Consider the following 26,642-nt stretch of genomic DNA (forward strand, 5'->3'; position numbering starts at 1 on the left):
CATTGGTAATGTCAAAGTAATTTGTATCTTATCTTGCAAATGTATAATTGATGTAGTAGCTATACTTTTTTGAGTATAGTCTATGCATGTAACTAGTCTTTGAAATTGTACTTTTGTAAAAGCATTGGTAATGTCAAAGTAATTTGTATCTTATCTTGCAAATATATAATTGATGTAGGCTATACTTTATTTGAAGTGTAGTCTATGTGTTTAACTTGTTGTTGGAGTAACACTTATAATAAGAAATAATCTTTAATTGGTGTTTTCTTTCATTGATCTATGATGTTTTAAGATTATGTAAATGTAGTTGTAACGAACAAGTCCTATAGTTTTTTATCGGTGTGGAAAATTTTTTAAATGGTGTATGTAGGGTAGGTATTAGTGTGAGATAAGGTACATTATGAATAGTCAATTAATGATTGCTGCTATTGCTTTGTTAGCAGTGTTTATTGTGTTGTTAGTTGGATTATTAATTACTGCAATATGTAAATGTTGTGCTCGACCTAAGAAAATAGAAGAAGAGAAAAAGCCTTTGTTAGGTGATGAAGGTATATCAAAGACGGACTTATTGAGCAAAATAGAATCGATGGAACGTGAACTTCAGGAAGTATTAAGTAGGGAGTCGGGATTAAAACAAGAGAAGCAAGATTTACTAGCAAAGTTAAATGAAGGAGGACTGGTTACTCAGAAGTTACAAAAAGAGTGTAGTAATCTCATGGAAAGTAATATGGCACTTGCTAAGAAGAATGCTGAAATTGAAAGTGCACTTGAACATGCAAATGCTGCAATGCAAAAGTTAGAGAATGAGAAAACTACATCTACTAAGAAAGGTACACTTGTTTCTTCTAGGGTAGATGTTCTATCATGGGGTTATGGTTTATTAAACGACTGTAAAAATGTTTTTAAGAACGTTAATAACAGTACTAATCTTTCTGAAAGTGATAAAAAGCAGCTAGGAGATCGTATATTAAATCTGAAAGAAAGTATACAAAATTTTATGTGTTGTGTTGGTGATATTGTGCAAGGAGGTGGATTACCAAGCACTGCAATGAGTGCAGCAGGAGTACAGTGCAGCATTGATAATAAGTATATAACTCAATAGGTTATAATATTTGTAAGTATTAATTATAAGGTATATTTATATTTTTATTATCACCTACTAAATGTATGAAGTATAGTAATTAGAATATTACGTAATAAGTGTGTGAGTATAGTTCTTAGTTATATTTTTGTATTTATTGTTTATACGAGTTTCATTATAAGTAATATTACATATTTTATTAATATGTAGTAAATTTTTGAATGTTGTGTATAATTAAATAGTTGTACTTAAATAAGGTGTGTTATGGTTACAGGTGGTTATATGCTGTCTAATCTTGAGCTTGCTTTAATAGTAATACTTGTTTTATTGTTACTTTCATTGTTAGCTTTTGGACTAAGCAAGTGTTGCGCTAAACCTGATAAAATACTGTCAGGTGGTGAATTACAGAAAAGTTATGATAGATTAAAAGCAGATTATGACAGATTAGTATTAGAGCAGAAGAAAATAAAGGGTAAACATACTGGTATAGATCTAAATCTCACTGAGATGGTGGAGTTGAGTGACAAATTGCAATCAGAACTTCTCTTGTTAAAGACAGACTATGATCGATTGCGACAACAGTATATAGATCTACAAAAGAATAATGAGGACATAAAAGACCATCTTAAAAGTAAGTGTGAAGAATTAATAAGTTCCTGCAAGCAAGTATTTGCTGAGACGAGAGAAAGTATTATTATATTATTCAAATTACGTGTAAAGCAATGTGAAGATAAGTTGGTCAAACCTAAACTTATGGGAAGAAATGACTTACTAATGATGCTGAGATCAGAAATGTATAATGCTCAAGATGGAGTCTTAGGTATTTTATCAGGGAAAAGGGATATATTATTAAAACAAGTTGAAAGTGTATCATCAAAATTAACATGTCCTACAGTTAGTGACTTATCTGAACAATGTCAAGGTAATGTTAAAGTAGCTTAATAAAGACCTTCAAATTTTAATTAAGATATTAGGTGTATATACTTCTATCGTTAGATAGTTGTATACTGTGGTATTTTATTGTTATGGTATATTGCATAGTTTACAAATAGTTGAAACATTGTGGTTCCTATATCAGAAGGTTATAAATTTGTTTTTTAGAGAAATGTAGTTGTAAATAACATTGAATATATTTTTTATAAATGTGGAAAATTTTTTAAAATAATGTTAACATTATTTTAAGTTTGATTTTAGATAAGGTGTGTTATGGGTACTCTGGATATACAATCGTATATTTATTTAGCATTACTTGCGTTATTATTACTTATACTAGTCATGGTTGCTATATATCACTGTTGTATTGCAAGTAGGCATGAGCAAGGTGTAGATAATACGGTAGTGTTAAGTAAACAGCACTATAACCAAATGGTTAGCAGGAATGTACAGCTTGAAAGGGATAAACAAGTTTATATGCAACATAGCTCTTACATGGGGAATGTTTGTAAACTACTTAGTGAAGAAAAAGCTAACTTGGAAAATAAAATAAAGGAATTGAGTGGTAATGTACTTACTACGATGGAAATGATGACATTAGGGATGTATAATGCTGGTGTACATCCAGGTGTAACTACTATGATGGTAAGTCAAATGTTAGCACTACAAAAGAGAGTATGTGATGTTGCACGAATCCCTATGCCTACTTCAGTACAGACTGAAAAGACTGATCAAAGTACACAAACAGGTGTGGTACCGCCGCTAGCCTTAGATCAAGTATTAGCCACAGATGTACAAAATAATGGTGCTAGTCAATCAGTGTCTTAATATTAGTTTTTGCTTATTATGTATTGGGACACTTTATTCATTTTTGCACTGATGTTTTCTGATTAAAGATAAGTAGAATTAACGTGTGTGAAATACTTTATTCATTGTATTGTTGAGTCATTTTATTTATCAGTGTGTTGTAACTAGTTATGTAAATGAGGTGGTGTGTGTTATGGATACAGTTAGTATAGTTTTGTTAGTATTCCTTATTTTAATATTATTGTTACTTATATTGTTAGCTATGGCTGCAGTTAAGTGTCAAGATAAGTGCAATTTATTAGAAGAAGGTAATAAAAAATTATTAGAAGATTGTGAACAAGCTAATAAGGATAAGGAAAGATTAACCTCAGAAAATAATCAATTAAGGCAAGATAATGAAAAAATAAAAACTGAATGTGATGGTCGTACTAAAGCATTATTAAGTCAAGTACAAAAGTTTGTTAGTGATCGACTAGAAGACTATAAAGATTTTAAAGAAAGTTGTCTAGAAATGATGGAGCTGCGCAATGAAAATGTGAAGAATCTATTTGTAGACCAGTCGCAAACATTTACTGCAAAACATGTAACTCATTTATTTGATACTAATATGTTGTTTTTACAAAAAGGTATAGAATACGAGGTGCAGCGTACTGAAAAAGCGTTACGAAAAGGAGCAGATCAGATGTTTCCTTCACCTAATTGTGCTGATGCTACAGTGTTGCCTATATACAGCTCTGAACAGTCTCATAATGCAGCTTAATTTTATATTGTAAAATTTTACTTAATTAAAGGATAATCATCTCTAATGCTTCACTTATTATATGTATATTAAGTAATTTGGCAAGTGGTTGAAGCATTGTGCATAAAATATGTTTCTTATTTTTTGTATTTTGTTAATTGATATGTTTTTAGAAATATTACATCTATTTGTTTAAGTGTAGTAAATTTTTTAATGTGTGTTAGGTTGATATGCATTTAAGATAAATAATCTAGTGTTGATGTTGCTTTATTAGTGTTGCTTGTGTTCTTGGTTATTGATATCAATGCTTGTTGTTATTTGATAGTGTGGATTGTTAAAATGAGATGATGATAAACTGGTCAAGATCATGGTAAGTATTGCAGTCCTATAATAAATTAATAAGAAATTATGATTAATTTAGGAAAAGATAATGTGTGTAGTTTATAGCGAGTGTCAGTATAAATGGTGTAGTATTTCTAGAAGTGATGGTAAAAAATATATATGATAATTTAAGTATAGTGGTTATTGGTTTAGTGGGCTTTTTATATTGAATATCTACTTTTAATGGACACCGTAGCCTAATGATGTGATATTAAAAATTAGTAAGTGAATTGTTAAAAAGGTTAATATTTTATTAGTATTGGATAGAATGAAAAAAAGTATATGCTGAATTACAAAAACAGATGCAGTATTGTATTTAGTGTTACAATATTGAATGAGTAACTTATCAGTACCTTAATGTTTGTGATAAAGTGGTTTTATAGTACTGCTTTAGAGGCTGACTAAGAATTTTGTCATATAAAAGCTATGTGTGTTTGTGTAATTTACTTTTAGTGATAGTACATCATCATTTATTTTAAAGTGTATTATATGAAATTCAATTTTCTATTGAGGAAATGTTATGTGTTAGTAAATAGTAAGTTTTTTTATTAATATTATGTATTTTATAATCATTATTTGGTAAATTAATTGTAAGATTTAAGTTGGGTGTGTGTATGGATAAAAATAGTATTACATTGTTGTCGTTGCTTATTATAACGCTTGTTGTATTGTTTCTTGTTATTATATTTAGTTGTTTAAAATTCTATCGAAGAGGTGTGGGTTATCAGAAATTAAAGTCGGAACATTATACGTCAATGGATTCGCATGATGTGTTATCAGAAGATCATAATAGATTAAGAGAAGCGTATAGTGAATTAGACAAGAAGTATAAAAAATTAATAGTACAGCATAGAGAATTGGAAGCATGTTTTGATAGTGTAAGAAACTGTGAGCGTGAATTAGTGGCAAAAGCTGATGAATTAGAAAACGTAATCAAGGTTATAGAATATCAAAAAGAAACTTTTATGACACGAAATAGTGAATTATCAGCTAAGTGTAGTGGATTAGAGAAAACAATTCAATCAATAAAACAGCATCATAGTAATGAAACAAAACATTATCTTGCACTAATAAAGACGTTAGAGAAAAAAGTTAAAAAAGCTGTTGATGAATCTAAGAGATGTTTAAGCAGTATGTGTTATGAGGTAGTAAAAAGCGATGCTGCTGAAAGAAATGATTTACTGATACTAGTTGATGAGAGTTGTAATAATTTTATTGAGGGGTTGGTTCATAATTATGGGTTAACACCTCAAGCTGTCAAGACTGTATCAGCGCTTCTTGAAAAGTTGCACGAGCATATTAGCACTCAGTATGGTTTGTTTATGCAAAGATTTCAGATATTGAGAGCGCAGTGCGAACACGATATGCAAATGCTGTCTGGTTACTTATTAGATGATGTATCAGTTGATGGTATGGGTATTAGTGGTAAGGGACAGTAATAAAAACTAAATGTTTACCTGCTGGTATTAGTGAATAGCTTCATATGATTTCTTTCTAATTAAAATAAGACAGTAGACTTATAATACTTTATTTTGCGTGTATTGTATAATTTAACTTATAAGAGACATTATATACGGATAGAATAATTTGTGGTATTACTGATGATATTTTCTTGGTAGAGTTAGTTATAAAATATAGTCTGTATTTTTTATAGGTATAGTAAATTACGTATTATAATCTGAATATTATATTGAGATATAGTATACCATGATTGCATTTGTATGAACTTGTTAGTGTTTAATGTGTGTAGTGTGCACTAAAATACATGTTGTATTGAGTGTGATTATAGCAAAAGAACTACTGAGATATTATCTAGTACAGAATTATTGGATATTGAAAAAGTCACTATTGCATAAAATTTAGTATAATATTGTTGTTATAAGGATTTTTGGAAGGTACATTGATAAGTATGTCTGTAAAGTTTTTAATATCATTAAAATGTACTATGTTATTATTTATGATCCCTATTATAAATGGGTAGTTTTATAATTTTTAAAAATTATATAAAAAATGATGTTTATAATTTGTTATTAAAATAGGACATTTTATTAATATACTCGAATTATTAAGTTTTAAGTGGTGTGTGTTATGTATGCATTGGACTATAGAGTTTTAATAGTAGTTAATGTTGTTTTATTGTTGCTTTTGCTGCTTTTTCTTATATATCAAGTCTGTGTTAAGCCTTTGTATTGTCAAATAAGTAAATTAGAGCGTGAGAATACGGAATTAAGAGCCAAAAATGCAGAATTAGAATGTGCAATGTCAGAAATGGCAGTAGCCAATGAAAGTGTATTATCTAAGTGTGATAGAGCTCTTGAGAGTATTGCGTGTGTATTGGATCCAAAAGTGAAAATTTCTAGGACAGGTAATACTATGCAAGATACTGTGGAGAACATGACTACTGTTATGGGTCTTATGCAGCAGTCAATATTAAAATTTGTAGAAGTTGTAAAAGATCATGAAAAACAACACGAAGAACAGCAAAGAGGAGAAAGTATACAAGTAGAAGGTTTATCAGCATTCGCTAATCATGTCAATCAGTCTGTTTGATGATAATGTGTAGTATGAGTCTGATGCGAAATTCAATATTGAAATTTGCAAAAATTGCATGAAATCGTAAAAGAATAAACACAAGAAAGTGTGCAATTAATGAAATATATCAGTATATGAGCAAAAAATGATTTATTTAATATGTTGTAGGTTAGTGCAGTTTATAAGTATTAAAAATATGCGTGAATATAATAAAGTTAGTTGAAGCTATAAATAGTAAGTATATGTGAATTAATATTGATTATAGTTAAATAATGTATTACAATTGTAAGTATATTATTCTAATAGTATTAGTGGTTTAATTTATTTTATAGCTAAGTTAATGTGTATTATTTATTGTTTCTGTACTATAGCTTTTAAATAAATAATAAATATATGTTATTGGTAGTAGAATCTGATCTGTTTCCAGTTGAAAGCGTGTGTTTAAAATGAACAGATGTGAGTAGTAAGTATCAAGTAAATGATGTTGTTGTAAGTTTGCTCAGATTTAAATATTTTGTTAGTAAATTTGGATAATAACGTATGTGGTTAATAAATTAGTGATTTATTATATGACGTTACTAGTATTGCAATATAAGTTTCATTTATATTTACTTGATCTGTTTCTGGCAAAAATAAGCTATTGATGAGTTTTGTTGGATAAAGATGGTTAATTTATGAGATATCTCATTTAGTAAATAATCTAAAAGCTATAATATTATAGCTTTTTGCTTATTTATATGTGTGAAAAATGTATTAGGTGATGTTTTTGTTGTATTTGAATATTGAATGGTGTGTGTAATTATGGGGACTCGTGATTCTGTTCTTCTAGGATTCCTGATTTTTTTTATTGTAGTAACTATAATAATGTGTTGTGCGTGTTGCCTTTGTTGCATTTTTTCTATTGCGTGTGATAGACAAATTGGAAAATATGAGCAGAGGTGTGAAGATATAGACAGACAGCACCTTGCTTCTCTAAATTATCTAAAATATTGTATTGATGATGTGGCAGCACCAGTATTGTCTTGCAGCAAACAAACGATATATCAAGTAATGAGTGACATTCAAGTACAAAATCCTGTAGTAAACCCTAATCTAAATAGACGTAATGTTATGGTAGATCAATAAAATTCTTATGTATTTTTTCACTTATAATAAGGTGTGGTATTCGTGATGGTATGAAAGAAAAGGTGTTTACTGATTTAATATTATATAGGTAATTTCATTTGTAAGGAAATAAGATTTAATTTTCTATGATCAAAAAATATTTATTGAAGCAATATACTGTAACTAAGTATTGTATAGTGATTTAAGGGTTTGTTTTATGTCTCATAAAAATCAAATTGCTCTAATAGTATTGCTTGTTTTTTTGATACTGTTATTAATGCTTTCTATGTATTTTTGTTGCTTTAGGTATAAAGGCAGAGATAGTGTCAATGATTTATTAGAAGAAAACAAGAGACTAACATCAGAGAAGAACAGGTTGGCCAAAAGGTATAACGAGTTACTGGTAGGCCATAAAGAGTTAATTAATCTTTTTATTGGTGAAAAAAGAAAATCTTTAACGTCTAGTAGAGAGACTATTGATACGATGATAACTTGTATTGGTGTATCTCTTGATAATGAGATGAACGCGATGGATGAAGATCAAGGTATTGATCATGATCCTGTACGTATAGTAGAGAATATAATGAATTATCTTGTTAGAACAGGAAATTATATAGATCAGTTGTTACAGGCGTCAGGTGTAATAATTACCGCATTTGAATCAAAAGTAAAAGATGAATTTGCACGGCAACTTACATTACCTATGATATCTGAAACTGTGGGAGAAAACATAGTAAATACTAGAAATACACGTGGATTCTTAGATCCTGTGCTAAATAGATTAAGAGCGTTTTTGCTTATTCATCCTCAACTTCGATATCAACCTCAGCCTCAACCTCAGCCTCAGCCTCAGCCTCAGCCTCAACCTCAGCCTCAAATGCAAGATGCACAAGTTAATGTTGGTGGGCAAAACAATGGAATGGTGGCTTGATAAGGGTGATTATGTCATTATAAGAATTTCTCTTGAAATATTACAAAGCTGTTTTACTTACCTATTTTCACAGGTGCATATAGTTGATTATATGTGTATTAATTGATATTGCGTCATTAGTGTATATATTGGTGTAGTACTTTATTTAGTAGAGTATCTTGTAAATAAACATATTTCTAAGAGGTTTGAAATTTGTAGTAGTAAAAGACATGCCATAATTAGGTATTAAACTTCAAATTAAGATGGTGTGTGTTGTAAATAATGATATTGGTTTTTGTAGGGCTTTTGGCAGCATTTTTTGTTTTAATGTTATTATTTAAGCAGTTGCTGTATATAAGTGTTGTGTAATAGGACGCGCGTAAAAATTAGGTGATGCTCAATTTCGTTATCAAGAAGAAGTTCAACAATATGTGGATCGAATTCGGATCTTAGAATATAAAAATGGCGAATTAAAGTTGGAAAACGAAAAACTTAGTCTTGCAAACACAATTTAATAAACAAATTAAAAATATTAGAATCACAAGCTAGGAGTCAATATGATATGTCTTGTGAGATACTTATGGTGCAGCGTAACGTACGTCCAAGTACAAAGAAAGTGATACGAAATAATGTATTAGGAATAGTAAACGCTATATCTGACATTGTTGAGAGTAAAAACATACAAAAGTAGTTCAGCAATTGCCTACTGGTCCTGGTTCACCTTCAAGAATACCAAGACCTATCGTGCAAGGTGTATTAACACCACAATGCAGTAATGCTATGCAAAAGTTATAGCGTGGTAATAAGTAGAAGTATATAAATATTTTTTTGATTGTTCGAAGGTACGTGTTTGATCAAATACTACTACCTAAAGCTTAACTAACACTAGCATTACAATCTGGTGTTGGGTATGGTATGAGTTTACCTTGATAAATGTGAAGTACTACATAAAACTTGTGTTTGTGGTAGGTGTAATAATGTTTTCTTATTATACTTGATTGTAAAAGTAAGTATTTGATGCTAGTTCTTTGTTTTTAGGTGTGCTGTGTCTAAGTAGTAAGAGAATTTACTGTTGTTACATAGATAGCATTTATTAGAAAGTTGAGATAGTGGAATTGAGAAAGCAGCTTGATATAATATATAAATTTCAATTGTTGATATAGAAAATATAAGTACTGTTTTGCTTATCTGTTCTTATAAAATGTAGATGTGGAATTCTTAATGATAATTGTGAAATATTTTTAGGCATACTACTAGGAGTAATGTTGTTTGTTTTTATTGGCAGTATTTTGCAAGTTATATGAATTTGTAATTATGAAAAGGATTGTAATGAAAAATATGGCTTTGGCAATAATTGTAAAATGTTTGAGCGTTTTACTAAGGATGGTATTATTTGTTTTTATTGATGATACTTTGCAGGTTGTATAAGTTTAATTATGAAAGATATAATATTCTATAAAATTTTGAATAAATGTGTTATGATTAAAATATATCTCTGGAGATAAGGTGTGTTGTGAGCGAAGAAAAGAAACTACTAATTACTGCTGCTATTATGGTAGCATTGTTAGTTTTGGTATTAATTTTCGCATTCTGTTGGTATTATACTTACTCTAAAGGTCGTGACGAATTAAGTTATAAATCATCACAAAGTATGCATCAACCTGAAGAAAAGAGGGTACATGTTAAAATAGTGCAAGACAAACAATTGCTTGAGAGTAAAGCTCTTATAAAAGATTTGAAATTGAAACAATCGCTTCTATTAAAAGAGTTAGATGAGTGTAAGAAAAGTAACGCAGGTCTTTTAAGTGAGTTAAGGCTTTTACAAAATAAGGTGGAAGTAGAGAAATTGCGAGCAAGTAGTATAACTTATTAGGCAGTATTTAACATGTCTTATACATTATTGCAGTGTTGTATAGAAATGGAACTGCAAGATACTCCAGGATGCAAATTAATAGAAATGCGTAATGTATTATTATTTGAAATAAAAACACTGTGTCAGGTTGTTTTGGAAAAATGGATAACGTTGTTTATGATGAGTTGAATATTGTACTAGAAAGGGTTAAAAATTTGATGATTAATGATTTAGAGCTGTTAAATGCAGAAAGTGGACTTTCTAGTGTAGTGGAAGTACAGCTGGGTTATGGTGCGAGTAACGTTGCATTGGAAAATAGTGATCATGGTATTGGAAAAGTAGCTTAATTATTATATAGAGGAGGTTTCAATTACTGATGAAAAAAAACATAGTTTATATTTTTATGTTTATGATGAATTGTGTTTTGCAAATTAATAGTTTTAGTTGTAAAGAACATAGTGTTTAATTTGTTATAACTGTAGAACGTTTTTATAAAATGTCTTAATGCTATATATTCTATAATTTAAATTGTAATTAGGTGTGTTATATGAATAAAGGATTACTTATTGCTACTATTTTGTTGGCATTGTTTGTTTTGTTTTTATTGTTTGCTTTATGTCTAGCTTATAGAAAATTTAAAGAGTATAGAGAACAAGTCAATGGTCTATCAACAGAATTATTAATTAATGAAAGAAAAAGTGCTGTTGCACTAAAGTTGTTGGAGAAAGAAAAAGGTACCTTAGAAAATGAGGTAGTAAAATTACAGAATGAAATTTTAAGTATATCATCAGACTTAAAACGTTCTGAGCAAAAGAGAGTGCGCGCTGAACGCAGTATTGATGAAGTATTATCAGATCACAAAAAAATGTACGAGGCTTATGCTGCAGTGAGAACTAGTTCCGCACTGAGAATATTGTCTAAAAATATATTATCTGCTGTTAGTGACACTGGTTCAGGTGATCCTGTAGAAAAAATGAAGAATATGTGTCTTATGATGACAGAGTCAGTACTGAACTGCTCCAAAAAGTTAATAGAGTGTCATAGTGCTAAAGCTCGAGGAGAGGTTATAAAAGATTTAAGATCTAAAATTCAGATGTTCAATAATGAGATAGTGTTATTATCTAAACAAGCCATGGGAATATCAGAAGAAGAATTTTTTAGTGCAGAAGAAGATACCCCGGATAGTAACATAATTAATGCATCTATCGCAGGTTGTAAAGATGTGGATAATAGAAAAGCAGCTTAATTATTATGTGATTATAAAAATTTCAACTACTGATATGGCAAATGCTTATGTTTTGCTTATCTATCCTTATCAAAGTAAGTGTAGATGCTGTTCTAATGAGATTTCACTGTAGAGTATCTAGTATAGTGAGATTTGTGCTTTGTATTTCTTATTAATATATTTTTACGTTATATCGAAATTGTAAAAAATGTAATGTTTTATAAATTGAATAGGTATGTCTTGATTAATGGTTATCTTTAAATTGGTGTAAGGTGTGTTATGGATATTCAAAAAAGTTTACTAATTACTGCTGCTGTTTTTATAGCATTGCTAGTTTTGTTGTTGTTTTTTGTTGCGTATAAATATTATGTTCAATCTAAAAATTGTAATGCCTATCGTAGTGAAAACACGAATTTATGTAAAGAGAAAGAAGAAATAGAAAAGGTGTTACACACAAAAGAGGAACGATGTAAAAAATTAACAAGTGATATGGAGTGTAAAAATAAAGAGTTACAAGATCTGAAAGGTAAGATTTCACTAAGTGCATCAGAAGCAATAGTGTTTGCTAAAGAATTAGGAGATATCAGCATGCAAATGGAGTCAGATGTGCGTCTGTCTGCATCATTCAAACTAAAGACATTAGTTTCTGAATTAGCATATAAAACTAGTAGAATGTGTAAGTCAATTGTTTCGAAAGATGGTGATAATTATAGTAGATTTGCAATCTGTGCGAATATGTTAGCACTAGAGCGTGTGATGTTAAATCTTATTAGTAGTGTTACGCGTGACAGTACACCACAACCTACTGCTCTACCAAGCAGTTATTTTAACACATTCTTACAATATAATAATGTAGATTGTCCTACTAAAAAACAGTAAATTTGTTATATAGTGTAAAAGTTCTACTTGTGGTTATCATAAAATATAATTTTATTACGTTATTTTTGTTAAAAGTAATAGTGATTGTATCATGTGCAATTTAATTGATATAAGGTATGTATTTGTATAGTTGTATTTATAAGTAAGCATACAAAATACTAAAGATTATCTATCCACAGTGAATATTTTTAAATCGTGTAAATTTAAAATTATATAGTAAAGTGTATAGTTCTTTAATAAAAAATATTATATTATTAGTTATAATTGTTTAGTTTATCTTAGGTAAGGTGTGTTATGGATAAGTGTACAACAGACATAATATTATATGCTCTTCTATTGCTTTTTACTATTATATTACTTCTTATTGCTATATATAAGTGTTATGATCAAAGTAAAGATAAAAAGCGGCTAACAGAGCAAGATGTAGCGGCATCAGAAAAGAAATTAGCATTATTATCATCAGAAGCTAAAACATTAAGAGAACAAAATGGCCTATTAGAAAATAAAATTAAAAAATTAGAATTAGAAAATGAAAAATTGTTAAAATCTGAAGGTTTTTTGAAAGGAGAGCTTAGCAGAACTAAGACACTTTGTAATGCATCATTAACAGAGGGTCATAAGTTGAGAAGTGAATATGATGCTTTATACTGTGAACATCAAGCGCTAGTGAAAGATTTCGAAGAGTTGAGACTTAGTTATGAAGCATATCAAGAGTTAAGTGATGGTCTTGTTAAAAAATTGTCAGCAATTAACAAATATGTCTCTACCGAAGATAGAAGTGAGGAAAGTCAAGAAAACGCAAAAAAGATAGTACCAGAATCTCAAATGCAAGAATCATCAGTATCAGGTTGTGGAAATCAAGTTAATAATGATATATCTTAACGAGATTGTATTGTTATTGAATTGTATTAACTTATGTTAGCAGAAAGTAGCTGTTCGGCTGCACTGTTTTATTTAAAATCTGGTGATTCAGGCTATATGGTACTTTATTTTATGTAAAATATCATTATATTTCTAGTTAAACATACTGGGCATAGTACTTTATTAATTTTTCTTTGTGTGTGTATTTTTTATTATTTATGGATGTAGTAAAAAAATAACAAAATTTAATTTTTTATAGATATAGTAAATTTTTTAAAGTAAAAATCTTAAGATAATATGTTATAATTAAACATTGTGTTTAATTATATAAGGTATGTTATGGATATTCAGCACATAATTATTGTTTTATTGGCAGTATTTAGTTTTTTATTCGCCTTATTTATAGCTATTTCTATATATCAGTGTTGTTTTTCACGTAATAATATTAAAGAGGATTATCAACAAGCATGTATAGAAGAAGATACACAGAAGGAACTCGAATTATTAAGACAAAGAAATAAGGAATTAGAGGATGTTGTAGGAAAGTTGGATACAGCATTGATGATATCAAAGGCGGGTTTGCAAAAACAACATTCAGAAGTAACCAAACTTTTGGAAGATCTGTCGAATGTACATAGTCTCGCTATGGAAGTAACGGTATTGCATAAGAATTTAGCAGATTCTACAAGGCGTATAGAATCTGATACAACAAAATCTTCACGTGAAAAGTTACAGTGTTTAAGCGCTGAAGTTTTAGTAAATCTGTATAAATTTTGTAATTCAGTTTTAGTAAGAGGTAAGGAAAGTGCAAGAAGTAAAGCTATGGCTCAGGATTTGAGACAGGTCGAAAACAGCATGTTGAATATTATTGCGCAGTTAACAGAGGAACAACAATTGCAATCTGAAGGAGCATTACCAACATCTCAAGTATTGAGTACTGCGGTATCATCTTGTAGTGTTGTAGATATTGATCGGATAGAGTAATTACTATATATTAATGAAATTTAAATATTTATATTAAAATTTCCACTTGTCTATTTTTGTTAAAAGTTAAACAGTATAAATAATTTAATATTTTATTTTTAATATTAGTAATGTTTTGCTGCATTTTGTTGGTGAGTTATTGCTGCAAATTACCATATAAAAAATACTGTTTTGTTGTATTATATTTTCTGACAATATTATTCTTAATTAAATAAATATGCTTCAAACGGATATAACATATAATCTGTTATGAATTTAATAGGTAAATTCCTTGAGTAAAATTGTTAATAATTTGTTATAATATAGTATTATGTTTGAATTGTAAGATATTATATGGAAAACCAATTAATGATCGTTGGAATTTCTTTTATTAGCAATATTTAGTTTTTTATTGATTATATTAGTGGCTATTTCTATATATAAATGTTATGTTCTATTTAATGATAAATGTGAAGATAAAATATTAAGGGATGATATAGCAAGGTTAAATACATAATAGATATATTGAGTAGAAAAGTACCAGGATTAGGTTCACATATAAAAAATAGCAGAATTGAATCGCTACAACACAACTGTCTTTTGAATTAGAGTATTTTACTAAAGGAATGGACAATATAAAAAAGATAAAATCTGAACATGTTAAACATATGCTTTTTGAGTTATTAGGTAGATCTGACAGGTTTTGTAAATCAGTCATGAAAAAAAGTGGAGATGCTGAAGGGATTTTGCGAAACTTTTGTTAATATTAATTTGAGTAAATGCAAAGAGAATGTATTGACCATGATTGATAAATTAACACAAGGAGAAAATCAAAAGCAGTAAACTGCACAAGTGTTGCTTGATCGTAATGTAATGCAGGATGTATCAGCATCATCTTGTGATTAGTGCAAGTCATGGTCAATTAATTAATGATTTTATTTGTAAAAGTTTTGCTTATTAATATAGTAGAGTATTAAGGTATTCTTTGTCTATTTTGATGTAATTTGAAAAAATTAGAAAGAATCTGAATTTAAGTTGTTAGTTGATTGGTATAAATCTCACAATAGAATGTAAGTATTATGTAGCATCATCTTATAATACTACAAATCATGATAAAATGGGTTGATAATACTAATTTGTGAAAGCTTTTTTATTAATGTAGCAGTGTTGTAGAAATCTGTTGTTCACTCATTGACGCAAGTATATTGCTCTCTGCAATAGAATGTAAGTATTATGTAGCATCATCTTGTAATGCTACAAATCATGATAAAATGGGTTGATAATACTAATTTGTGAAAGCTTTTTTATTAGTGTAGCAGTGTTGTAGAAATCTGTTGTTCACTCATTGACGCAAGTATATTGCTCTCTACAATAGAATGTAAGTATTATGCATAGCATCATCTTATAATACTACAAATCATGATAAAATGGGTTGATAATACTAATTTGTGAAAGCTTTTTTATTAGTGTAAAAGAATGTTAAAGTTTTGTACTTATTCTTGTTGGTTTTAAGAACTGAAAAAAATCTATACGTCACATGATGAATAAATGAACATAGTAAGTGTGTTGAGTACAATAAACTACAGCTTTATCATAATGCAGTCTAAGATGTATTGTAGCCATCTTGTGGTAGTTACAAATAGTTATGTTGTGCAATCTACTTCTTGACAAGGAACATATGATAAATAATTACATATAATATTATACTTTGCTTATTGTTAATGTATATTAACTGGTGATAGGATTTTAAAAGCATGCAATGTTATTATAGACATTTCTTTATTGATAACGTTTAACGGGATATATAAGTATAATTGTATAGGACATACAGTATGATTGCTTTTAAGTGTAGCAAATTACTTGAATAACATGTTATAATTAAATACTGTTTTTAAATTTTTAATTAAAATTAGGTATGTTATGACGAGTACTGAAGCTGGATTAACAGCAGCACTTATATTATTGTTATGCATAATATTGGCAGGTATATTGCTTGCTTTATGTGTGGTCAAATATTGTAGCAGTTACATAGAACAAAAAAAACAAAACGAGCAAGAAGAAAAACAAAAGCTTTTAGAAATGGTAGCTAAAAACAAGTTAGGTGAAGCTGAAGGTCCTAGTGAAGGAAGTGAAACAACCCCATCAAGTCATCAAAGTGATGAGTTATCGATAGTGGGATTGCGTAGCAGAAGATTAAGAAAGTTTTGTGCTGAAGGAAAAAGTAGTAATGAGGAAATTCCTGAAAGTAATTTATCTTCTGAAGATGTAATGAGTGTTTTTAATGTATCTCCTGGAAAGAAAGCAGGTTAGTTTAGTCTATTATATATTTGTTAAATTTATTAATATTAAAAGTGTATTGTAGGCTATATTTCTGTTACAAAAATAGCAACTTAAATGCAAATAAGAAGAAAGTAGCTTAGTCAAATCTATTGTATATTTGTTAAATTAATGAACATTAAAAGTGTGTATGCTATGTTTCTATTTTCTTCAGAGTTAGATATTTGAAGCTATGATGTTTTGTTAGTATGGTTTTTGCTATTATTAAAACGTTACAGTAGTGTATAAATTAGTATATATCCTAATCTCAGTTAGTATTTTATGTTTTTTAGTGTTATTTTTGTGATTGTTCAGTACAGCATTGTTTTATCAGTCTAAAAAAGTTTCTAAAATGAATGTGAAATTTCAGTTTAAATAGGGTGTGTTATGTGTGATAGGTCTCTAAATATTGTTTATTGCAGCTTGCTAGCATTGCTTGCTTTATTGATAATCATATTATTATGTATTGTTATATATAAATGTCATATTGACCGTAGAAATGAACGTCGACATGATGGTGAGGTAGAACAAATTAAGTTGCAGTTAAAAAAGCAGTATCAAGCTATTTTAAAACCTGAGTCTGTAGATGTGAAAAAAATTGAGGAGAAATGTAGAGAAGAGTTAAAAGATCAATTGGAAGAACAGCAGAAAACTAATAATGAATTAAAAAGTAAGTTGGAATTATTAGAAAAAGTTAATGTACGACTAGAAGAACTTGTATCATCTTTGAGGAAAGATGGTGTAAGATTAGGTAAACAAAACGCTGACTTGACAGAGTGTCTTTCAAAAATGAGGAAGGACTATGCACAACTTGGAGTTTTGTGTAGAAAACTAGAGTGTGATAGAAAAAACTTGTTACGTGCTGGGAAAGCATACGTTGATGGTGCTATGTTTAATAGTTTTACAGAGGCTGTTGATGGAATGTTAGCTATGTGTTCTAAACTTGACCTGCTTCTGGTTAAAAAAAATAATTTGTTAGATAGTGAAACACGTAATTCATTAGAGTTTCATGCTGCATCGATGAGAACAATTCTTATGGACCTTGAAGAACGTGAGAAAAAAGATGTGCAACCAACACAGCCAGTTCAGGGAGCATCAGTATTACCTCATGATATGCAAGGTAATGGTAAAGCGGCTTAATAAAGATGTTGATAAGTTTTACTTATTTAATATTAGCAATATAGATGCTATTCCCATTATCATTTTTTAAAGATTGATAGTTAATGATGCTTTAATAGACTATATAGATGTTGTACAAGGAGTGCAATTTTTATGTGTTTTACAATTAAAAAATATTAATGTGGTTAAGGTATATTGTATGTGAAATTACTGAGCTAATAGTTGGTGATATTGTGTTACCAGTAGTGTTTGTATTATTGGTTGTTACTGTTGTAGATTTTTTTCTATATTAGGGTTAAATGGAACTAAAAATTTGGAAAGATGTTGGATGACATCTGATAAATATATGCGGTAGCTAAAGGCAGAAAATTAAAATATAGATTACAAAAAGCACGTGAGTTGTATGTCAGATGTGACTAGAAAAATTAAGTAATGTATGTTGAGAGTGAGAATCTAATGAGTATATGCAGTCACTAAGAATACAAGATTTCCTATCTATTAAAAGCACATTATACACTGTAAGATAAGTTTATCGCTTCTAGAAAAGTGTAAGTAAATATGTTTCAGGTTAATATCAAAATCCATAAAGTAAGTGGGACGTGCAACATAATTGAAGGATCAAATTGGTATAATTTGATCCTAAATTCATAATAAAATCTATTGTATATATGATACAAATATAATAGTTTTTTAGTGCAGCATTTTCTATCTTGTTAATGTCTAGTTATATGATAATTATACTTTATTATATAGTTTAATTGTATTGAGGATCAATATAGTGTTTTATCATTATATTCTATAATTTAATGGTAATGTTTAGTTTAAGTTATAGTTGTAAAAGAAATAACACACATAGTTTTTTCATTATAGAAGTTTTTTATCATATGTTGTGACTAAGTGTTATATCAAATAGAAATGTGTGGTGAATAGTGAACTTATAATTATGTTATTGGTAGTGTTTGATTGTTGGTTTGTTCTATATCAAGTATATATTCAAGGTAGAGCTCAATATTTATAATATATTGAAAATTGATTTAAAACTAGTATAAATAAAGTAAAGCATTGGATTGTATAAGAACTCAGCATTACTATGAAAAAATAGTATAAGTTGTATGTAGTGAAATATTATTTGTTAGTAGTGTAGTAGATGCAGTATATGAATTACTAAAATTTTGTAAGAAATAGAATATGATATTGAAGGTTGCTATATGACCTGTAAAACTCATGGTTTTCATGTTGCATTGAAGTGGATAGATTCTGTTAATTAATTCTGAGATGAGATTATGTATTATAGAATCTACAAGAAATTTTTAAAAGATAGTGAGTACAACTTGTGTGCAACTATAGTATGATTACATAATATTACTAGATTGAACAACGGTCTACTAATAACAAATATCAGTACTTCGAGTGGATAGTCAATTTTCATACTTTTTTGTGATCAGAATATTAATAAAGTAGTTTAGTGTATGTTCAGGAATATTAGAGTTTTTGATTAAACGTTAGTTGTTTTTATCAAGGATAAGTAGTTGATATAATGTGAGCTAGTTGAAGTATAGTTGAAATTGTAGATAAGTACCGTTTCACGCAATATCATACATTTGTATTGTTTGTAAAGTATATGTTATAATAAAACAGTAAAGTTTAAAATTAAGAGATGTGTTCTATAAAAGCGGGAGCTCAACTATTCGATATTAATTAGTACACCTGTTAGTTATGCAGTATTAGTATTTCTTATTTTATTATTAGTGTTATTATATTTTTAGTTGTTATGTAAGAGAGCAGCATGTGGAAGAAGACAGGTCATTCAAAGATAAAGATCAATAGCGAAGATTATACAAAAATTAAAAAACAAATTATGGAAATGCATTGCAATAAGAAAGTTTAACATTACCAGATCTTTCGGAAAAAATTGATGAGTAAATAAAAAGATTATAAAAAACAGAATTTTCTAACAATTGAAGGCTTGTGTTGCAGTAGAATTATTTCTTGTGCGAGATTAACATATTTTTATAGTTAAAGATTAAGTCAACGTGGCTTATCAAGTAAACAAGAGTATGTGGATTACTTAATTATGTTAAAACTTGGTAATCTTTGTACCTTAGTTGCTAAGAATTGTGGTGTAATACCTGAATATATAGTAAATGAACTATGGATGAGGTAGCACAAAATGTGTGATAAGTGTATTTATGGTGAAGTGATGTTGTCAGACATTCAATAGAATCACCAAATTTTATCGTGCACAGAATGTCTATATCAAGTTATAGCAATGAATCTCATGGTAGAGCAGCTTAAATGATATGTTTGTATAATAAGTATTCTGTATAAGTAAAAGCTGCTTGGTTGTGGATTATATACTTTTATTAAATCTGGATAATGTGTTTAATATATAGTTGAAGTACTACATTTATGGATAAGCATAATTAGTATATAGGTAGTTGTAGAATATCACATCTGATTTTTTTTTTAGTGTGTTACAAATTAGAGTGTATTATAATTAAATGATAAATTTAAGTGAAGATAAAGTGTATGGGAAATGAAGTATTAAATAGCGGTATGGTGATCGCATCTCTTGTATTGGCAATGATGATTATCCTGGTTATTGCTATGATAGCTATGATGTACTATGATTATAGTATATATCAGTCCAAGGTTATAGAAGATTTTAAACAAAGTAAACAGACTCGGGATGCGGCAACACAAACTGATGGTGATCCGATTGTGGATTTTGTGAGAGTAAGTGGTGAAAGGCCTAGTAGGATTCCTATACGTCAAACGCGCGTTAGTCAAACTAGTCCATTGACACCAGAAAAAAAATGTAAAAAAGTTGATATTTCAGAAGAGCAAAGTTATTCTCCAAGTAGTCAAGTGCAAGCTGTTCAATGTTGCGGGCAGATACAAAATCTGCATGTTGATTAGTGAGTTTAATTAGGTGATATAAATGGTATGTAAGTTGTGTGGAGAAAGGGATTATGATATTTTATAGTAGATATGTCTGTAAAGTTTATAATATATAGTTTTTTAAGTTTTATATTTATTAACTGTAATTCAATTTTTAAGAGTATATTTTATGAATATAATAAGTCAAAGCACTGGAATTGCCGTATTTATGTTGTTATTCTGCATTATTGTGTTACTTATGGTTATTGCCTCTATTATGTATACTAATAGGCATTATGGTATAAATTGTTGTGCAAGGGGTAATGAAGATGCTGTTGCAGAAGTGGATAATACAGAAATAAGTGATGGTACTATAGAAGATGAAGTATGCAGCGAGTCTATAGAAACTTTAGAAGAAGAAATATCAAGTGCTTTGGAATCAGTAGGGCAACAACCATATTGTTGTTCAGAGAAAAATGTCTAGATTGGATCTGTGTGAGTATTTACATGTTAGTAATGTGTCTAAGATTATAGTAATGTAAAGTTTTATATGTGAGTTTATTTATGTACTTATTTGATGATACTACGTGATGAATTAGGTAGAGTTTAGAGTATTGGTTGTTTTTAGTAAATTTTCAACTTTATTAGTGCAACTTGTATTGTGGGTTATAGTAGTCTTTTTATTATTGTAGCTTAGTATGTAATGTTTTGCGTTAAATTGAGAGTATTTAACATAGAAGTGAGGTAGCTAATGCAAAGTTTTTAATTTGTTATAATACTATGAAGTATAAGTAAGAAGTGTATATTAAGATCAATCTTGTGTTATATTTTGTTGTAATGGTATAAGGTATTATATTGAATTAAAAGTGTTTAGTAATAGCAGTGAAATAACTTTATGGAAACGTTTTACTTTATTATGACACCATAGAATGTTAGAAGAAAGATGTATTAAAATCAAGGATCATTATCTAAAATTTAATGTATGTGTTTGTAGTCAAATATTGACTAGAAATTGAAGTGGAAACTTTATAGTGTATATCAGTTAACTTATAATATTGTTAATGTGAATTAGCTTTTTATAAAGTAGGACGCTTTCAGTATATAGTAGATCAACTTGAACAAATACATTACTTATTAAGCATTGTTTATTGTGATATTGTGAAAAATGTAATACAATAGTATTGCCAAGTGTATTATGCGTTTTATAGTGTAAGCTTGAAAGTCTTATAGCTGTTGATTTTAATGTACTATTTATGCCTTGATAGGTATTATTACATCTTTGTTAATCGTTTAAGAGCATGTTATGTTTAGAAATTTAGAACAAGTAGCATAATACTTCTACAGTACGTGAAAGAAAGTATCTTACTATTGCTTTGCTTGGTGTGAAAATTCACAAGTTGAAGTGGTTTTCTGTTTATAATGATATAAGCTTTTTAAATTTTTGTGATAAAACTATGTGCTATTTGGTGTGTAAAAAGTAATAGATATTCTATTGCTTTGATAATTTGTAAAAAAGTTGTGCTTTAAGTTATATGGTATAAATATGAAAATTGAACACATACTTGCTATAATTTTTGCAGTAGTTGTAGCGCTTGTTTTGATACTTTCTTTATTGTATTGGCTATTAAGAGATAGTGAAAAGTTAGCAGATAGAGCAGATTTAAAACATTTGTCAGAAGATGGTGAAGCTAAAGCTGCTGGAAAAGCAATAGAAAAGCTAGTAAGTACACAAAAAATATTTAAGAGCTTAGGTAGCGGAAGAATTCCAATAATACCAGGATGTAAAGATTTGGTAAATGCACTACTTGAAGTAGATACAAAGCTTGCTGATCATGTGTCTTGTCAATTTTCTGTAATGCAAACTCTATTAGATGTAATGGAGAAAATAATGTTGGAAAATAGTGATAAAGAAGCACTAATGTCAGAGTTAAATGAGCTTTGTATTGATATATTGTCTATTTACCACGTAATATCTTTTAGAGCGCAGGTTGCTGCTAGTGGGCTACATTGTGATCTATTAGAAACTGATCTACGGAATTGTTATAAAGAAATAAGAGGATCTTGTAATGATTTGTTGTCAGTTGTTAGAGATTACAACCTTGTTGATGACGGAAAGTGTCATGCTAAGTTAGTAAAGGGTATAAAATTAGAGTGCAAAAACAAATTAAACGCTCTACAATCACAAAACTATCAGGACTTTTCTTCACTTTTAGCAGGATTTGAAAGTTCAGTTGTTAGTAGTGTTGAATTGCCTCAACAAAACCTGGGTTAATGTATTAATCACATTGAAAGAATATTAAGATAAGTAGTTATGAATTTAAAAATCTGATTATGTTGATTTTTTACATTTCCTTCTTAGTGTGGGTAGTGTTATCAATATTAATTTTTTAATGCATTATAAAACTAATAGAAAAAATTTAAGAATATTTATGTAATTGATGGCTTTTTTACTTTAATTATACTAATTTGCCTTACTATGATGATTCCATTGCATGACATGCAAAGTATAATAATACTAAAACTAGTATTGCTGTCTTACAATTAAAAACACAATGTAAAAAATTTGAAAACATAAATATTACTGCTATTACATTAGCATCATGTAATATGTAGGAAGTCAATTGTTTTGAATAGCATAAGAACTTGTTGTTTTATATTGCAAACGTATTTTCACGAAACTTCAACAGTGCTTTGTTTGTTTTTTAAGTCTTGAAGAATGCTGTTGTGACATAGTAGAATAGTTGGTGAAATATCTAATTTATAATATTGTTAAGCATTTTTGTAGATGCTATTTATGTATAATTTGAATACCTAATGTGTTATTATTTTGCAAAAGTATGTTCTGGTAATATTGTAAAATTGTGAAAGTGTTTTTTATATGCAAGTATTGTTTTATTGATAAATATACGTTGTATATCGTAACAGAAGTTGTGTAAGTTATTGAGTAATAATGTTACTTGTTATATCTTGTATGTTGTTATGTTGGGTAATAAAATATATTTATGGGAAGTGTTGGTAAATAGATTAGAAGTGCGGATATAATAAAAAAGATATGATTATCTAATTAAAATATTAAGTAATTATAACTACTTTTCAACTGCCAAATTCAGTGAGTTTAGGTATGCTAAGTAGCGTTACATTCGTTCGCTAGTTAAGTTTTCAGCTGTATACTTTCCTAGTATAAATTTGCTTATTAATGTTATAAAATAATTTAAAAAATCTAGTTAAGGTACATTATTATATAAGTAAGCGATTATATTAGGTAGTGAAGTCTCATGTGTATAGTGGTATTAGGGAATTTGCATATAATGTTTATGTGATAGTAGCGAAAATTGTCAGTAAATTAAAGAAAATTTGTAAACAGTAAGTCAGAGTTGTGAAATTCAATTGTTAAGGCAGTAGTAATACTAAGATTGCAAATGTTGTGTATGAATGTTCTAGTAAATTGAAATCTTGTAAATAAGCAGTATTAACATATATTTTAGATAGATTTTTAGTGTGCATTAGTACATGTATCAGTAAGCTTTAGTAGAATTGAAATACTTTTTTTGATGTTTTAGATGAGTAAGAGATTTAGTAATATTTACTAAAAAGCTTATTAGAAATTTGTTATATTTATTGCTATTAAGATATTTGTAGGTGGTGAGGTTAAATTCTAGTAGTTAAGAGATTTATTTAAAAAAAGCTTAAAGTATTAAGAATATTTTTGGATTTATAACACTAGTGAATTCTTTATGAATGATGTTGATATCACATTTTAATACTTTAATTATGTGCTTAATTATTTGATATAAATAAGAATTATTTTAAACTCGTTAAGTTGTAGTTGTGTTAAGTAATTGTTGTTGTATATCAGTGCTAAAATTTTAATAATAAATATTAGATTAAGTCACTTGAATTCGCATTGCTTACAATGTTACATGTAGTGTATGGTTATTAGTTAAAGGTAAGAAATATAGTGTGAACATTTTATGACGAGTAAATAGTTTTGTTGTGTACTTCAAATATATATTCTATTTTTACCATTGTGTACTACTGGGAAAGAATATGGTGCAGTTTACTTAAAGTGAATTAAAATGTATAGAAGAGCCAGATAGTTAAGCGTCACTTGAATTCGCGTTGCTTACAATATTACATGTAATGTATGGTTATTAGTTGAAAGTAAAGGATAATCTATTGACTGAGTATACCATAATAACTTATGTGTTTGATGGATTGAATTAAATAATGTAGTGTTTGAAAAGTATTGCCATTGTATGAAAATATAAAGTACATGTGATTTTTCAATGACATTTTTGTTGTATATTTTTTTAAAAGATTATTGAGTTTTGTAAATTCAGTGTAAATGACATACTGTTTTTTTCAGAGTTAGAGATAGTTGTCTTTGTTGAATGTGTGAAAAGTTATTGTGCTATATAGAAGGTTTAAGTAGTTTCTTATTGGTAAAATATTGAATTGTTGTAATATCAGATTGTATAAAATTTTAATATTTAGATAGTATAATGCTATTTAGTGTAAACATGTGTGTTGTTACAATAAATTATCTGAATAATCGTAACTTTATCGTATTTAAATTTTGCTTAGTGGTAGTAATTTAAATAATAGAAGATAGCTTCTGAATATTAGCATAGCCTGCTGTACGATATTATTGTTGTAATAATAGTTAATTTTTAACTATTTCAATATCTATAAATATATACTAGAAGATAGGTGGTAATTATGTGGAGTGATAATGTTTTAATAGCATATGCAGTTGTAATTTTTGTTTTACTGTTATTAGTGTTTTATATCTTGTACAAACTTCTGCAGGAGGAACGTCAAGAAAAGACAAATCTATTGGAACCTGCAATATGTCACAATAGTATTGACCCGAACAATCCAAACAAGATTATTGACTTACTGAAAAAAAGAGAACAAATGTTTAGTCCATATTTTCATGGCCTAAATTTGTGTATTTATACTGCATTTATCCAGATTGAGCAGTTGTTACCGTCTGCTGCAGCCCATCCTATGGTACTACAATCAATGTCTGAGATAAGAAATGGGTTGGTAGATTGTTTGTATGATTTACGTCAATTATCAGTTGATGCAGTAAATGGAAAAACTAAAGGACTACAATTGTGTAAGTCGTTAACTCAGTGTTTTAATAGAACCGAAATGGATATACAGCAATTAGCTGCTTGTATATGTATGGTGCGACATGGATGTAAAATACACGATCCTATGATAGTAAAAACAGCTGATCACATGTTGCAAGATTTAAGGCGTTTACGTCACAGTCTTATTGAAGGAGTGTGCAGGAAAAATAAAAAGAGAAATCCAGGAAGTAGTGGAAATGTTGTGTCCAAAGCAATGATTCTAGGAGAAAAAAGTTGTACTTTAACAGATACTGAAGTGGACAAAGTCTCCGGAAAAGATGAGCCTATGTTGAATAATTGAAAGAATAAGTTATTTATTTATCAAATTTATGTATTCTATTTTTACTATTGTGTTAATTCTTATATAGAGTATTGTACAACGGTATTACATCCTTGAAATAGATTAGAGAAATTAGTAAAAAAAGTCTAGTTTATTGAATAGTTATTTAGGAGAACTGTTAACTTATTTGTACTGTATTGCATATGGTTTATAATTGTTACTTTAAATGTGAAGTATAAAGTGTTTTGTGTGCATTTCTAATAGCTTGTTGTTCTTTGGTAATTTAAAGTAATTATATACTTTTTATTAGGGACTGCAGTTATTGTAGTAATTCTATAGGTAATTAGCAGTGGCATTCTACTTAACATGATGTAAATAGTTATAGAAAAGTCTCAATCGTTCAGCAGTTGTTTGAATGTACTTTACTTATGCAATGCTACATGTAATGTATAATTGTGAGTTGAAAGTAGGAAATATAGTGTGAACATTTTATGACGAGTAAATAGTTTTGTTGTATACTTCAAATATATCTTCTATTTTTACCATTGTGTACTACTGAGAAAGAATATAGAGCAATTTGCTTAAAGTGAATTATAAATATGTATAGAAGAGCCTGGATAATTAAGCGTCACTTGAATTCGC

At 28.6% G+C, this 26,642-nt stretch carries 23 protein-coding genes; all 23 read left to right on the forward strand.

Annotation, left to right across the window (positions count from 1 at the left end; genetic code table 11):
- Positions 1 to 400: 400 nt before the first annotated feature.
- Positions 401 to 1,102 (forward strand): hypothetical protein, encoded by a 702-nt coding sequence (locus DRF75_RS03820; RefSeq protein WP_129992678.1) that lies wholly within the window; start codon positions 401 to 403, stop codon positions 1,100 to 1,102.
- A 243-nt stretch (positions 1,103 to 1,345) separates the two neighbouring features.
- The gene (locus tag DRF75_RS03825; RefSeq protein ID WP_129992679.1) at positions 1,346 to 2,023 is read left to right on the forward strand and encodes a hypothetical protein; all 678 of its coding nucleotides are present in this window, start codon (positions 1,346 to 1,348) and stop codon (positions 2,021 to 2,023) included.
- 264 nt (positions 2,024 to 2,287) lie between these two features.
- Positions 2,288 to 2,842, forward strand: coding sequence for a hypothetical protein (locus DRF75_RS03830; protein ID WP_129992680.1), 555 nt, complete (start codon positions 2,288 to 2,290; stop codon positions 2,840 to 2,842).
- Positions 2,843 to 3,014: 172 nt separating this feature from the next.
- Positions 3,015 to 3,581, forward strand: coding sequence for a hypothetical protein (locus tag DRF75_RS03835; protein WP_129992681.1), 567 nt, complete (start codon positions 3,015 to 3,017; stop codon positions 3,579 to 3,581).
- 974 nt (positions 3,582 to 4,555) lie between these two features.
- Positions 4,556 to 5,380: a hypothetical protein gene (locus DRF75_RS03840; protein WP_129992682.1), complete on the forward strand. Its 825-nt coding sequence runs from the start codon at positions 4,556 to 4,558 to the stop codon at positions 5,378 to 5,380.
- Positions 5,381 to 6,029: 649 nt separating this feature from the next.
- A complete protein-coding gene (locus tag DRF75_RS03845) occupies positions 6,030 to 6,491 on the forward strand; it encodes a hypothetical protein (RefSeq protein ID WP_129992683.1) in 462 nt (153 codons plus the stop codon).
- 783 nt (positions 6,492 to 7,274) lie between these two features.
- The gene (locus DRF75_RS03850; protein WP_129992684.1) at positions 7,275 to 7,598 is read left to right on the forward strand and encodes a hypothetical protein; all 324 of its coding nucleotides are present in this window, start codon (positions 7,275 to 7,277) and stop codon (positions 7,596 to 7,598) included.
- Positions 7,599 to 7,794: 196 nt separating this feature from the next.
- Entirely contained in the window at positions 7,795 to 8,508 is a 714-nt protein-coding gene (locus tag DRF75_RS03855) for a hypothetical protein (RefSeq protein ID WP_129992685.1), read from the forward strand.
- A 541-nt stretch (positions 8,509 to 9,049) separates the two neighbouring features.
- Entirely contained in the window at positions 9,050 to 9,178 is a 129-nt protein-coding gene (locus DRF75_RS05200) for a hypothetical protein (RefSeq protein ID WP_276318950.1), read from the forward strand.
- 822 nt (positions 9,179 to 10,000) lie between these two features.
- A complete protein-coding gene (locus DRF75_RS03860; RefSeq protein WP_129992686.1) occupies positions 10,001 to 10,360 on the forward strand; it encodes a hypothetical protein in 360 nt (119 codons plus the stop codon).
- 12 nt (positions 10,361 to 10,372) lie between these two features.
- Positions 10,373 to 10,528, forward strand: coding sequence for a hypothetical protein (locus tag DRF75_RS05055; protein WP_160249033.1), 156 nt, complete (start codon positions 10,373 to 10,375; stop codon positions 10,526 to 10,528).
- Positions 10,501 to 10,686 carry a hypothetical protein gene (locus DRF75_RS03865; RefSeq protein ID WP_129992687.1) on the forward strand — a complete coding sequence of 62 codons (186 nt, stop codon included), beginning with the start codon at positions 10,501 to 10,503 and terminating at the stop codon, positions 10,684 to 10,686. The genes DRF75_RS05055 and DRF75_RS03865 overlap by 28 nt, the downstream gene beginning before the upstream one ends.
- Positions 10,687 to 10,886: 200 nt before the next feature.
- Positions 10,887 to 11,585: a hypothetical protein gene (locus tag DRF75_RS03870; RefSeq protein ID WP_129992688.1), complete on the forward strand. Its 699-nt coding sequence runs from the start codon at positions 10,887 to 10,889 to the stop codon at positions 11,583 to 11,585.
- A 258-nt stretch (positions 11,586 to 11,843) separates the two neighbouring features.
- Positions 11,844 to 12,443 (forward strand): hypothetical protein, encoded by a 600-nt coding sequence (locus DRF75_RS03875; protein ID WP_129992689.1) that lies wholly within the window; start codon positions 11,844 to 11,846, stop codon positions 12,441 to 12,443.
- Positions 12,444 to 12,737: 294 nt separating this feature from the next.
- Entirely contained in the window at positions 12,738 to 13,325 is a 588-nt protein-coding gene (locus DRF75_RS03880) for a hypothetical protein (protein WP_129992690.1), read from the forward strand.
- Positions 13,326 to 13,643: 318 nt separating this feature from the next.
- The gene (locus DRF75_RS03885; protein ID WP_045170994.1) at positions 13,644 to 14,288 is read left to right on the forward strand and encodes a hypothetical protein; all 645 of its coding nucleotides are present in this window, start codon (positions 13,644 to 13,646) and stop codon (positions 14,286 to 14,288) included.
- Positions 14,289 to 14,893: 605 nt separating this feature from the next.
- Complete coding sequence (locus tag DRF75_RS05060; protein ID WP_165375560.1) at positions 14,894 to 15,031, forward strand: hypothetical protein; 138 nt, start codon at positions 14,894 to 14,896, stop codon at positions 15,029 to 15,031.
- A gap of 1,156 nt (positions 15,032 to 16,187) precedes the next feature.
- Positions 16,188 to 16,577: a hypothetical protein gene (locus tag DRF75_RS03890; protein WP_129992691.1), complete on the forward strand. Its 390-nt coding sequence runs from the start codon at positions 16,188 to 16,190 to the stop codon at positions 16,575 to 16,577.
- A 393-nt stretch (positions 16,578 to 16,970) separates the two neighbouring features.
- Complete coding sequence (locus tag DRF75_RS03895; RefSeq protein ID WP_129992692.1) at positions 16,971 to 17,723, forward strand: hypothetical protein; 753 nt, start codon at positions 16,971 to 16,973, stop codon at positions 17,721 to 17,723.
- 2,508 nt (positions 17,724 to 20,231) lie between these two features.
- Positions 20,232 to 20,621, forward strand: coding sequence for a hypothetical protein (locus DRF75_RS03900; protein ID WP_129992693.1), 390 nt, complete (start codon positions 20,232 to 20,234; stop codon positions 20,619 to 20,621).
- A gap of 151 nt (positions 20,622 to 20,772) precedes the next feature.
- The gene (locus tag DRF75_RS03905; RefSeq protein WP_045171046.1) at positions 20,773 to 21,066 is read left to right on the forward strand and encodes a hypothetical protein; all 294 of its coding nucleotides are present in this window, start codon (positions 20,773 to 20,775) and stop codon (positions 21,064 to 21,066) included.
- 1,059 nt (positions 21,067 to 22,125) lie between these two features.
- On the forward strand, positions 22,126 to 22,854 hold the full coding sequence (locus DRF75_RS03910; RefSeq protein ID WP_045171045.1) for a hypothetical protein: 729 nt from the start codon (positions 22,126 to 22,128) through the stop codon (positions 22,852 to 22,854).
- Positions 22,855 to 25,301: 2,447 nt separating this feature from the next.
- Positions 25,302 to 26,021 carry a hypothetical protein gene (locus DRF75_RS03915; RefSeq protein WP_129992694.1) on the forward strand — a complete coding sequence of 240 codons (720 nt, stop codon included), beginning with the start codon at positions 25,302 to 25,304 and terminating at the stop codon, positions 26,019 to 26,021.
- The last annotated feature ends 621 nt before the right edge of the window (positions 26,022 to 26,642 follow it).

The sequence above is a fragment of the Ehrlichia minasensis genome (assembly GCF_004181775.1).
GTDB lineage: Bacteria > Pseudomonadota > Alphaproteobacteria > Rickettsiales > Anaplasmataceae > Ehrlichia > Ehrlichia minasensis.